Origin of the sequence: Burkholderia sp. Ac-20379 (genome assembly GCF_017104645.1) — a bacterium.
Classification (GTDB): Bacteria; Pseudomonadota; Gammaproteobacteria; order Burkholderiales; family Burkholderiaceae; genus Burkholderia.
In genome coordinates this window covers 1-12,209 of record NZ_JAAGPF010000222.1, presented here as the reverse complement: position 1 = coordinate 12,209, position 12,209 = coordinate 1, and the positions used below count along the sequence as shown (strand labels likewise).

8 protein-coding genes are annotated in these 12,209 nt (G+C 65.2%); 3 read left to right on the top strand and 5 right to left on the bottom strand.

The window, feature by feature from the left end; all coding sequences use genetic code 11:
* Positions 1-502: 502 nt before the first annotated feature.
* The 4 genes from fusA to G3N92_RS23385 form a co-directional block, all read right to left on the bottom strand.
* Entirely contained in the window at positions 503-2,614 is a 2,112-nt protein-coding gene (gene fusA, locus G3N92_RS23400; RefSeq protein ID WP_206129961.1) for an elongation factor G, read from the bottom strand.
* A gap of 364 nt (positions 2,615-2,978) precedes the next feature.
* Entirely contained in the window at positions 2,979-3,488 is a 510-nt protein-coding gene (locus G3N92_RS23395) for a DUF192 domain-containing protein (protein WP_206129960.1), read from the bottom strand.
* A 182-nt stretch (positions 3,489-3,670) separates the two neighbouring features.
* On the bottom strand, positions 3,671-3,877 hold the full coding sequence (locus tag G3N92_RS23390) for a hypothetical protein (protein ID WP_206129959.1): 207 nt from the start codon (positions 3,875-3,877) through the stop codon (positions 3,671-3,673).
* A 252-nt stretch (positions 3,878-4,129) separates the two neighbouring features.
* Positions 4,130-4,708 carry a pseudouridine synthase gene (locus G3N92_RS23385; RefSeq protein ID WP_206129958.1) on the bottom strand — a complete coding sequence of 193 codons (579 nt, stop codon included), beginning with the start codon at positions 4,706-4,708 and terminating at the stop codon, positions 4,130-4,132.
* A gap of 234 nt (positions 4,709-4,942) precedes the next feature.
* On the opposite strand from G3N92_RS23385, the gene icd reads away from it, so the two are divergent.
* Both icd and G3N92_RS23375 read left to right on the top strand, forming a co-directional pair.
* Positions 4,943-6,196 carry an NADP-dependent isocitrate dehydrogenase gene (gene icd, locus G3N92_RS23380; protein WP_206129957.1) on the top strand — a complete coding sequence of 418 codons (1,254 nt, stop codon included), beginning with the start codon at positions 4,943-4,945 and terminating at the stop codon, positions 6,194-6,196.
* A 167-nt stretch (positions 6,197-6,363) separates the two neighbouring features.
* Positions 6,364-8,592, top strand: coding sequence for an NADP-dependent isocitrate dehydrogenase (locus G3N92_RS23375; RefSeq protein ID WP_206129956.1), 2,229 nt, complete (start codon positions 6,364-6,366; stop codon positions 8,590-8,592).
* A gap of 176 nt (positions 8,593-8,768) precedes the next feature.
* Here the strand turns inward: G3N92_RS23375 and G3N92_RS23370 are convergent, their stop codons facing one another.
* Positions 8,769-8,996 (bottom strand): hypothetical protein, encoded by a 228-nt coding sequence (locus G3N92_RS23370; RefSeq protein ID WP_206129955.1) that lies wholly within the window; start codon positions 8,994-8,996, stop codon positions 8,769-8,771.
* Positions 8,997-9,643: 647 nt separating this feature from the next.
* Here G3N92_RS23370 and G3N92_RS23365 point away from each other — a divergent pair.
* Entirely contained in the window at positions 9,644-12,037 is a 2,394-nt protein-coding gene (locus G3N92_RS23365; protein ID WP_206129954.1) for an ATP-binding protein, read from the top strand.
* The last annotated feature ends 172 nt before the right edge of the window (positions 12,038-12,209 follow it).

The following is a 12,209-nucleotide window of genomic DNA, read 5'->3' as shown; positions in this document are numbered from 1 at the left end:
ATAGAGAGGGAGGGGAGTGAGAATGCGGAACAAATGGGTGAAGAAGAGAAAGGCGAGCGAGAGGGAGAAGTAGTGAGAGGAGGCAGGAAGAAGGGAGGGCGGGGACGGAGAGGGGAGGAGAGAGACGAAAGGTGGGAAACGGGTATGGGGAAGAAGGAAAGAAGAGAAAAAAGGGGTGGTGTGGTGGTGGAAGGGGAGGAGATCGGCAAGCGGTACGATGTTTTTTTTTTTTTAATGATACGGCGACCCCCGAGATCTACCCTGCCACCAACCCTCTTTCCCTCCACGACGCTCTTCCGATCTGGGTGGCATGGCGCGCGATGCGGCGGCAGGAGCTGGACGGCGGCGGGGTGGCGCCCGGCCACCGCGTGATCGACGCCGTCGAGGCCGAGCCGGCCGACGATGCTTCGTCGCCCGGCCGGCGCTGAACCGCCGCCGCCCCAGCACGGGCGAAAAAAAGCCCGTCCACACGGGACGGGCTCGATGGCGCTCGGGCCTGAGCTTAACGGCCCTTGGCGCTGATCACCGCTTCCGACACGTTGGCCGGCGTTTCGGCGTATTGCTTGAACTCCATCGTGTAGGTCGCGCGGCCCTGCGTGGCCGAACGCAGCGACGTGGAGTAGCCGAACATTTCCGACAGCGGCACTTCGGCGCGCACCAGCTTGCCGCCGCCGCCCGCGATGTCGTCCATGCCCTGCACGATGCCGCGCCGGCTCGACAGGTCGCCCATCACGTTGCCCATGAAGTCCTCGGGCGTTTCCACTTCCACGGCCATCATCGGCTCGAGCAGCACCGGCTTGGCGCGGCGCATCGCTTCCTTGAACGCCATCGAACCGGCCATGCGGAACGCGTTTTCGTTCGAGTCCACGTCGTGGTACGAGCCGAACGTCAGGTGCACCTTCACGTCGACGATCGGGTAGCCGGCCAGCACGCCGCTCTTGAGCGTGTCCTGGATGCCCTTGTCCACAGCCGGGATGTACTCGCGCGGAATCACGCCGCCCTTGATCTCGTCGAGGAACTCGTAGCCCTTGCCCGGATTCGGCTCGAGCGTGACGACCGCGTGGCCGTACTGGCCGCGCCCGCCCGACTGCTTGACGAACTTGCCTTCGACATCCTTCGCCGTGGTGCGGATCGTTTCGCGATACGCCACCTGCGGCTTGCCGACCGTGGCTTCCACGCCGAACTCGCGCTTCATCCGGTCGACCAGGATTTCGAGGTGCAGCTCGCCCATCCCGGAGATGATCGTCTGGCCCGATTCCTCATCGGTCTGCACGCGGAACGACGGATCTTCCTGTGCCAGGCGGTTCAGCGCGAGGCCCATCTTTTCCTGGTCGGCCTTGGTCTTCGGCTCGACGGCCTGGGAGATCACCGGCTCGGGGAATTCCATGCGCTCCAGGATGATCGGCGCGTTGACGGCGCACAGCGTGTCGCCCGTCGTGGCGTCCTTCAGGCCGACCGCCGCCGCGATGTCGCCGGCGCGCACTTCCTTGATTTCCTTGCGCTCGTTGGCGTGCATCTGCAGGATCCGGCCGAGGCGTTCCTTCTTGTCCTTGGTCGCGTTGAGCAGCGTGTCGCCCGATTCCACCACGCCCGAATAGACGCGGAAGAAGATCAACTGGCCGACGAACGGGTCGGTCATGATCTTGAACGCGAGCGCCGAGAACGGCTCGTCGTCGCTCGGATGACGCTCCGCCTGTTTTTCGGGATCGGCGAAGTCGTGGCCGAGAATCGCGGGCACGTCCACCGGCGACGGCAGATAGTCGATCACGGCGTCGAGCATGGCCTGCACGCCCTTGTTCTTGAACGCGCTGCCGCACAGCATCGGCACGATCTCGTTGGCCACCGTGCGCTTGCGCAGCGCGGCCTTGATCTCGTCCTCGCTCAGCGAATCGGGATCGGCCAGGTATTTCTCGAGCAGCTCCTCGCTCGATTCGGCGGCCGCCTCGACCATCTTCTCGCGCCATTCGCGGGCCACCTCGGCCAGGTTCGCCGGGATTTCCTCGTAGCTGAAGTTCACGCCTTGGCTTTCGTCGTCCCACACGATCGCCTTCATCTTGACGAGGTCGACCACGCCCTGGAAGTGATCCTCGGCGCCGATCGGAATCTGGATCGGCACGGCCACGCCCTTCAGGCGCTCGCCGATCTGCTTCTGCACGCGGAAGAAATCCGCGCCGATGCGGTCCATCTTGTTGACGAACGCGATGCGCGGCACCTTGTACTTGTTGGCCTGGCGCCAGACGGTTTCCGACTGCGGCTGCACGCCGCCCACCGAGTCGTAGACCATGCACGCGCCGTCGAGCACGCGCATCGAGCGCTCGACCTCGATCGTGAAGTCGACGTGCCCGGGGGTGTCGATGATGTTGATGCGGTGCTCGGGATAGTTGCCGGCCATGCCCTTCCAGAACGCGGTGGTCGCGGCCGACGTGATCGTGATGCCGCGCTCCTGTTCCTGCTCCATCCAGTCCATCGTGGCCGCACCGTCATGCACTTCGCCGATCTTGTGGCTCACGCCGGTGTAGAACAGGATGCGCTCGGTCGTCGTGGTCTTGCCGGCGTCGATGTGAGCGCTGATCCCGATATTTCTATAGCGCTCGATGGGGGTTTTGCGGGGCACGTGAACCTCCTGATGGTTCCTGGATGAGTCGGAGCCGGCCGACATGGCCGGTTCGGCGACAACTTGCAAGCCTTCAAGCATAGCTTGTGCTCGTGGCTTTTGCAGGTGGGGACGCAGGCGGGCGATTCAAGCGGCGGCACGCGGCGGGTGCCGGGGTGGGGCGATCGGCCGGCGAGCCATGCGGGGCGGGGCTGACGGGGAATTCGGAGGGCGGAAGATGCCGCGCCGGCCGGCGAGAAACCGGAATGCGTGCAGGGAGAACGATTTCGGGCCGGCCTGCCGCGGACGCGAAAACGGCGGCGCGCCCGGCCGGAACCGGTGCGCGCCGCCGTCGTGCGAACGGGGCGTGAGTAGCCGGGCAGGCTTATTGCGGCGCCGGCAGCCCGTCGATCTTCATGCCGGGCTTGATGCCCTTGGCCGCGAACCAGCCCTTCGGCATTTCGAGCGCGTAGACGCCGTTGTTGCGCGGGCAATGGTTGTCGGTGGTTTCGGCGCGCATCTCGTCGATGTCGGTGATGGTGCCGTCGGCGCGGATGAACGCGATCGACAGCGGGATCAGCGTGTTCTTCATCCAGAAACAATGGACGGCATTCTCGTTGAAGACGAACACCATCCCTTCGTTCGGCGCGAGCTGGCTGCGGTACATCAGCCCCTGCTCGCGGTCGGCCTCGTTCGCGGCGACGGCGGCGTCGATCACGAACATGCCGACGCGCAGCTTGGCGCGCGGGAATTCGTTCGGCTGCTTCGCGCCCGGCGGGATGCCGTTCGACTGGGCGAAGGCGGGGGCGATGCCGCCGGCGGCCAGCGCGAGCGCGACGGGGAACACGGCGGCTCGCGCCAGACGGGCGAGCGAAGAGCGCGGGGAAAATCGCACGACGAAACTCCTGAACGGGTAATCGAGGGCTGCATGGTACGCGATGCACGCGGCGCGATGCAGCATGCGCGGGCCCGTTGCCGGACCCATAAAGAAAAAGGCAGATCGCCTTGCGGGGATCTGCCTTTCAACAGGGTGGGAGCCGGACTACAGGCCCCCGACGCTGCTTACAGCCTGCTTACTTAGTTCGAAGCAGCGGCCGGTGCTGCTGCGTCGCTTGCAGCTGCCTTCTTCTTTGCGTGCTTCTTGGCAGCGTGGTGCTTCTTGTGCGTTGCCTTCTTCGCCGGTGCCGAAGCAGCTGCCGGAGCAGCAGCTTCCGGAGCCGAAGCTTGTGCGAATGCAGCCGTTGCGAACAGGCCAGCGACCAGAGCGGCGATCAGTTTGTTCATTTTGTATTTCCTCAGCTTTAGTTAATTAACCAAATGACCCGGCATAGGAGTCAATTCGTCTAACGAGGCCATCCACCTTTCGGTTGACAGACGCGACAGGAAATTTTTTCCCTGCGCTGCGGACACGGCTGCGGGGTGGCGGTCGCGAACGACGTTTTCACCGCGGCTTGGCGCCAATGCCGGATAGCTCGGTCGGCATCTGCATGACTTAACGGCTGCTCGAAACGATCGGTTGACGCGTTCACGAAACTTTCATGCGCCGGGGGCAAAACCGTCCCAGGGCGCGCGCGGCGGCAGCGCGGCGGTCTCGCCGGGCGCGAGGCCGAGCGCGAACAGATCGAGTGCGCCGATCCCCACGCGCACCAGCCGCAAGGTCGGAAAGCCGACCGCGGCCGTCATGCGGCGCACCTGGCGGTTCTTGCCTTCGGTGATCGACAGTTCGATCCAGGTGGTCGGGATCGCGGCGCGGTAGCGCACGGGCGGCGTGCGCGGCCACAGCGATTCGGGCGGCTCGACGTAATCGGCGCGACACGGCTTGGTCACATAGTCGCCAAGGTCGACGCCGCGCGCCAGCGCCTTCAGCGCGGCGTCGTCGGGCGCGCCGTCGACCTGCGCCCAGTAGCGCTTGACGAGCTTGTGGCGCGGCTCGGCGATGCGCGCCTGAAGCGCGCCGTCGTCGGTCAGCAGCAGCAGGCCCTCGCTGTCGGCGTCGAGCCGGCCGGCCGGGTAGACGCCGGGCGTGCGGACCCAGTCGCCGAGCGACGGCCGGGTTTCGTGCGCCGAAAACTGGCAGATCGTGCCGAACGGTTTGTTGAGGGCGATCAGGGGCATGAGGGAGGCTGGGCGGGGCGCGCCGCGTCGTATGGCAAATGGCGGAATCTTAATGCATAATACGGAACGCCAAGTCTTTTGTCTTATATAAGACTTGATGGTCGGCGGCAGGGCGAGCGCGTCTCGCGCCGTCGCATCCGGTCCGGGCGCTAGAATAGCGGGCAACGTTTTCTGTGCATCAGCCAGGCAACAACACGCTTTTTCAATCAGCCCAGCCATTCACTGGAGTCGACCATGCCGTATCAGCACATCGTGGTTCCGGCGGGCGGTGACAAGATCACCGTCAACCCGGACTTGACGCTCAACGTGTCGGATCAGCCGATCATCCCTTACATCGAGGGCGACGGCGTCGGCATCGACGTCACACCGGTGATGCTGAAGGTGGTCGACGCCGCGGTCGAAAAGGCCTACGGCGGCCAGCGCAAGATTCACTGGATGGAGATTTTCGCGGGCGAGAAGGCCACGCGCGTGTATGGCCCGGATGTCTGGCTGCCCGACGAGACGGTGCAGGCGGTGCGCGATTACGTGGTCTCGATCAAGGGCCCGCTCACCACGCCGGTCGGCGGCGGCATCCGTTCGCTGAACGTCACGCTGCGCCAGGAGCTCGACCTCTACGTGTGTCTGCGCCCGGTGCGCTATTTCAAGGGTGTGCCCTCGCCGGTGCGCGCGCCCGAGAAAACCGACATGGTGATCTTCCGCGAGAATTCGGAAGATATTTACGCCGGCATCGAGTGGCCGGCCGAATCGGAGCAGGCGAAGAAGGTGATCCGTTTCCTGCGCGAGGAAATGGGCGCCAAGATCCGCTTCCCGGAAAGCTCGGGGCTCGGCGTCAAGCCGGTGTCGCGCGAAGGCACCGAGCGGCTGGTGCGCCAGGCGATCCAGTACGCGATCGACCATGAACGCAAGTCGGTCACGCTGGTGCACAAGGGCAACATCATGAAGTACACGGAAGGCGCGTTCCGCGACTACGGGTACGCGCTGGCGAACAAGGAGTTCGGCGCCGAACTGATCGACGGCGGCCCGTGGATGCGCCTGAAGAGCCCGAAAACGGGCGCCGAGATCGTCATCAAGGATTCGATCGCCGATGCGTTCCTGCAGCAGATCCTGCTGCGCCCGGTCGAATACGACGTGATCGCCACGCTGAACCTGAATGGCGACTATATTTCCGATGCGCTGGCCGCGCAGGTCGGCGGGATCGGGATCGCGCCGGGCGCGAATTTGTCCGATTCGGTCGCGATGTTCGAGGCGACCCACGGCACGGCGCCGAAGTACGCCGGCAAGGATTACGTGAACCCCGGCTCGGTAATCCTGTCTGCTGAGATGATGCTGCGCCACCTCGGCTGGACCGAGGCGGCGGATCTGATCATCGCGTCGATGGAGAAGTCGATCCAGCAAAAGCGCGTCACGTACGATTTCGCGCGGCTGATGGAAGGTGCGACGCAGGTGTCGTGCTCGGGCTTCGGCGGCGTGATGATCGAAAACATGTAAGCCAATGCGGTATTGCCGGAGCGATCCGGCCACCCCGGCGCGCGGCCGATGTCGCCGGGGCGAGAATGAGGTTTGTCGGCTCTGCTTGCGCGGTCGGTGCGAAGGCGGCCCTGGTTGGTTCGCTGTCAGCGATCTTCTGTCAATTTTCTCGTAGCAACGCATCAAACATGTCCACCTCGTCCAAGATCATCTATACCCTCACCGACGAAGCCCCGGCGCTCGCGACCTACTCGCTGCTGCCGATCGTCAAGGCTTTCACCCGCTCGTCGGGCGTCGCCGTCGAAACCCGCGACATCTCGCTCGCCGGCCGCATCATCGCCGTCTTCCCCGAGGCGCTGACGCCCGAGCAGAAGATCAGCGACGATCTCGCCGAACTCGGCCAGCTCACGCTGAAGCCGGAAGCGAACATCATCAAGCTGCCGAACATCAGCGCTTCGGTGCCGCAGCTGAAGGCCGCGATCGCCGAACTGCAGGCGCAAGGCTACAAGGTGCCGAGCTACCCCGACGAAGCCGCCACCGACGCCGAAAAGGACGTCAAGGCCCGCTACGACAAGATCAAGGGCAGCGCCGTGAACCCGGTCCTGCGCGAAGGCAACTCGGATCGCCGCGCGCCGCTGTCGGTCAAGAGCTACGCACGCAAGCACCCGCACAAGATGGGCGCCTGGACGGCCGATTCGAAGTCGCACGTCGCGTCGATGAGCGAAGGCGATTTCTACGGCAGCGAAAAATCGGCGCTGATCGGCACGGCCGGCAACGTCAAGATCGAACTGACGACCGCCGACGGCACGAAGAAGGTGCTCAAGGAAAAGACGACCGTGAAGGCCGGTGAAATCATCGACGCCTCGCTGATGAGCCGCGCCGCGCTGCGCAGCTTCCTCGAAGCGCAGGTCGCCGACGCGAAGGCCCAGGGCGTGCTGTTCTCGGTTCACCTGAAGGCCACCATGATGAAGGTGTCCGATCCGATCCTGTTCGGTCAGGTCGTCTCGGTGTTCTACCAGGACGTGCTCGCGAAGCACGCCGACGCGCTGGCCAAGATCGGCTTCAACCCGAACAACGGCATCGGCGATCTGTACGCCCGCCTGAAGGACCTGCCGGCCGAAACGCGCGAAGCGATCGAAGCCGACATCAAGGCCCAGTACGAACAGCGTCCGCACCTGGCGATGGTCAATTCGGACAAGGGCATCACGAACCTGCACGTGCCGAGCGACGTGATCGTCGACGCCTCGATGCCGGCGATGATCCGCGATTCGGGCGGCATGTGGGGCGCCGACGGCAAGCTGCACGACGCCAAGGCCGTGATTCCGGACCGCTGCTACGCGGGCGTCTACCAGGCCGTGATCGAAGATTGCAAGAAGCACGGCGCGTTCGACCCGGTCACGATGGGCAGCGTGCCGAACGTCGGCCTGATGGCGCAGGCGGCCGAAGAATACGGTTCGCACGACAAGACGTTCCAGATTCCGGCCGACGGCACCGTGCGCGTGACCGACGAAGCCGGCAACGTGCTGCTCGAGCACGCCGTGCAGACGGGCGACATCTGGCGCATGTGCCAGACCAAGGACGCGCCGGTGCAGGATTGGGTCAAGCTGGCCGTGAACCGCGCCCGCGCCTCGAACACGCCGGCCGTGTTCTGGCTCGACGCGAACCGCGCCCACGACGCCCAGATCATCAAGAAGGTCGAGCAATACCTGAAGGATCACGACACCAACGGTCTCGACATCCGCATCCTGCCGCCGGTCGAAGCGACGCAGTTCTCGATCGAGCGCATCCGCGCCGGCAAGGACACGATCTCGGTCACCGGCAACGTGCTGCGCGACTACCTGACCGACCTGTTCCCGATCATGGAACTGGGCACCAGCGCGAAGATGCTGTCGATCGTCCCGCTGATGGCCGGTGGCGGCATGTTCGAAACGGGCGCGGGCGGTTCGGCGCCGAAGCACGTCCAGCAGTTCAACGAGGAAGGCTTCCTGCGTTGGGATTCGCTCGGCGAATTCCTGGCGCTGGCCGCCTCGCTCGAACACCTGGGCAACCAGTACCACAACCCGAAGGCGCTGGTGCTGGCCAAGACGCTCGACCAGGCAACCGGCAAGTTCCTGGACGAGAACCGTTCGCCGGCGCGCAAGGTCGGCGGCATCGACAACCGCGGCAGCCACTTCTACCTGAGCCTGTTCTGGGCGCAGGCGCTGGCGGCGCAAACGGACGATGCGGAACTGGCCGCGCAATTCGCCGGCGTCGCCAAGACGCTGACGGAAAACGAAGCCAAGATCGTCGAGGAGCTGGGTGCGGCGCAGGGCAAGCCGGTCGACATCGCCGGTTACTATCGTCCGAACGTCGAGCTGACCAGCAAGGCCATGCGCCCGAGCGCCACGCTGAACGGCGTGATCGACGCGATCGCCTGAGTACCGGCGTGAAGCGGCCGCCGCGACGTGCGCCTTGAGCGCGCGGGCGGGCGCCGCATGAAACACGGCGCGTGGGTGGGTTTCACCGCACGCGCCGCGGGCCGGGCCGATCGCTGCATGGGATCGGCTGGCCGGACGGGAGGCCGCGCAGCAATGCGCGCGCCTCCCGTTGCCGTTTACACATGGACGATCTCCCAATCGTCGATCTGCTCGGGGATGTCGAGCGTCGAGGTGTCCACTTCGTCGAGCGCCGGGCAGTTCACGCCGCGCGCCAGATAGTCCACCGCATGCTCGGGGCTCTGGAATTCGCCCAGCGAGTCGTTGCCGAACGTCGCTTCCCAACCGTCGTTGCCCGGCAGGATGTAGAACGATCCCTGGTCCGATCCGTAACGAAAACCCTTCATGACACACCTCCGCTTCCTAGTCGAAAAATAATCGGTTGTTGCTTCGGCGCGGGGGAGGCGGCGTCTTGCGGTGCGGCTTCCGTTGCGTCGATCCATGGAAACCAGTCTACGTGCGCTTCGACGCCGGATCGAGTGCGTAGAGCGCCTGCTCGAAACAAAAATAACTCAATAAAAACAACGGCTTGAAATTTTAATTTCAAGATGTGGAACGTTCTGCGGCATCGTGAAACCGCGAATTGGTGCCCCGCACCACGATTTTTCACGAGACACGGCAACGTTCCGTATCGTGAAATTTTCGAGATTTTCGGCGCGGGCGAACTGGTGCGGCAGGATCGGCGCCGGGGCGGGACGGCGCAAAACGCGGTGGCGAAGCCGCGGCGGGGGCATCGAACGGCGGCGTCGGCGAGGGCGCCGGCACGCCTCGCCAAACAAGAGCGGCACCTATTAACGGCAACGAACCCGAGAACTTTAGGCTTCGAGAAGCCGACTTCGTGGAAATAATCGTTTGCGCAAGCGTTTCCGCGTAGGTCATCGTTCGGTCATAACCCGGTCGCCATAATGCGCCCGCCTGCGGATTCGTCTTGCCGTCGCGATTGCCACGCGCCGGACCGCCGGGCCAAAAACATATTGCTGCTACGGGGATTCACATGACCATCCGACTTCGCATTACGTTGCTTGTCGCGCTGATGTTCGTCGCGCTCGCGGCGATCGGCGGCTACGCCGTATTCCAGGCGCAGCGCAGTGCCGCGAGCGTGCGTCAGGTGACGCAGGGCGTGGTGCCCAGCGCACTGGCTTCGTCCGATCTCGTGTCCGACGTGAAGGACGTGCAGATCGCGACCATGACGCTCGTCTACGCGCCCGACGCGAACATGGTGTCGCAGGCGAATGCCGAACTCGGCGCGAAGGAAACCCAATTGCGCGCCGAACTCGACGCGCAAGCCCGCTCGGCCGCCAGCCACGCCCAGTCGGGCCTGGTCGATCAGGCCCGTGAAAGCCTGAAGAACTACTTCGACGCGATCCACGAGACGGCCAAGATGAAGACGGCCGGCAAGAACGAACTCGCGCAGGCTTATCTGTTCGCGAACGTGGCGGAATACCGCGACGAACTCGACGGCATCATCAAGACGCTGCGCATCGAGAAGAACCGCCAGAAGGACGACGCGATCTCGACGCTGAACGGCATGCTGGCCACCACCACGCTGACGATCGCGATCGTCGCGGGCGTGGTGATCGTGGTGCTGATCGGCGTGGGCCTGATGCTCTATCGCCAGATCGTGCAGCCGCTCGGCCGCATGCAGGCGATGATGAGCGAGATCGCCACGAGCCAGGATTTCACGCGCCGCGTGCCGGTGGGCCGCAAGGACGAAATCGGCCGCTCGATCGAGGCGTTCAACGGCATGATCGAAACGATCCAGCGCAACGCCGCCGCGCTCAAGCAGCGCACCGCCGACATCCAGGCGATGCTGCAGAACATGCAGCAGGGCATTCTGACGATCGTGCCGGGCGGCACGGTGCATCGCGAGTATTCGGCCTTCCTCGAACGCATTTTCGAAACCGACGACATCGCCGGCCGCCCGGCGATGGAGCTGGTGTTCGGCGATTCGAACGTGGGCTCGGACGGCCTGTCGCAGATCGACGCCGCGATCGACGCGTGCCTCGGCGAAGACGGCATGAACTTCGAGTTCAACCAGCATCTGCTCGTGACCGACATCGCCAAGCGCATGCCGAACGGCGCGGACAAGTTCCTGGATCTGTCGTGGTCGGCGATCACCGACGAAACCGGTACCATCGTGCGCCTGATGCTGTGCGTGCGCGACGTGACCGAACTGCGCGCGCTGTCGGCGCAGGCCAACGAGCAGAGCCGCCGCCTGGAAATGATCGGCGAGATTCTCTCGGTCAGCCAGGACAAGTTCCACGATTTCGTCGAGAGCGCCACGGGCTTCCTGCACGAGAACGAACGCATCATCCGCCAGCACGAACATGCCGACAGCTCCGCGCTGGCCGAGCTGTTCCGCAACATGCACACCATCAAGGGCAACGCGCGCACGTACAGCCTGGCGCATCTGACCGACATCGTGCATGAGGCCGAGCAGGTGTACGACGAACTGCGCAGCGCCGATGCGGAACGCGCCTGGGATCAGCACGAGCTGATGACCGACCTGGCGCGCGTGCGCGAGGCGCTCGACAACTACGCGACGATCAACACCGTCAGCCTCGGCCGCCGCGGCCCGGGCGCGCCGGTCGAATCGGAACGCTATCTGGTGGTGGAGCGCGAGCGCATCGACGAAAGCCTGCGCCTGCTCGAATCCGCCGATCCGGCCGATCCGCACCGCTGGATGACGCTGCGCGATTCCGTGGCCGGCACGCTGCGCCTGCTCGGCACCGAATCGCTCGGCGAGATGATCGCGGGCGTGACCGATTCGCTGCCGGCGCTGGCGCAGGATCTCGGCAAGGCCGAACCGGTTGTGCGCATCGACGACAACGGCTACCGCCTGCGCAGCGAAGCGTCCAGCATCGTCAAGGACACCTTCATGCACCTGCTGCGCAACGCGCTCGACCACGGCATCGAATCGGCCGAGGCGCGCCGCGCGGCCGGCAAGCCGGACGCGGGCACGATCGACATCGAGATGGGCGTCGATGCGGATCAAGTGCAGATCACCGTCAGCGACGACGGCCGCGGCCTCGCGCTGGGGCGGATCCGCGCGATCGCCGCCGAGCGCGGCTGGCTCGACGACGCGAACCTGGCGAAGGACGACGAGGCCGTGGCCGCGCTGATCTTCCGCCCGGGCTTCTCGACCGCCAGCGCCGTGACCGACGTGTCGGGCCGCGGGGTGGGCATGGACGCCGTGCGCAGCTTCATCATGCGCGCCGGCGGCAGCATCGCCCTGCGCTTCACGGACGACCGGCACGGCGCCGAGTTCCGCCGCTTCCAGACCATCGTCAGCCTGCCGGACCGCTTCGCGGTGGACAGCATGGGCGACGACGCGACGAGCGACGGCGCATCGCAACGCGACGAGGATCCGGCGATCGACCGGGCATGACGGGATGTCGATGATGCAAGCAGGAATTCTGGTGGCCGTGTGCGCGCTGATCGCCGTGGCGGCGATCGTGGCGGCTGTGGTGCTGCGCGGCCAACTCGTGCAGGCGCGCGACGCCGCGCGCGGCTTGGCCGCCGAGCGCGATGCGGCGCTGGCGCGTGCCGACGCGCTCGAC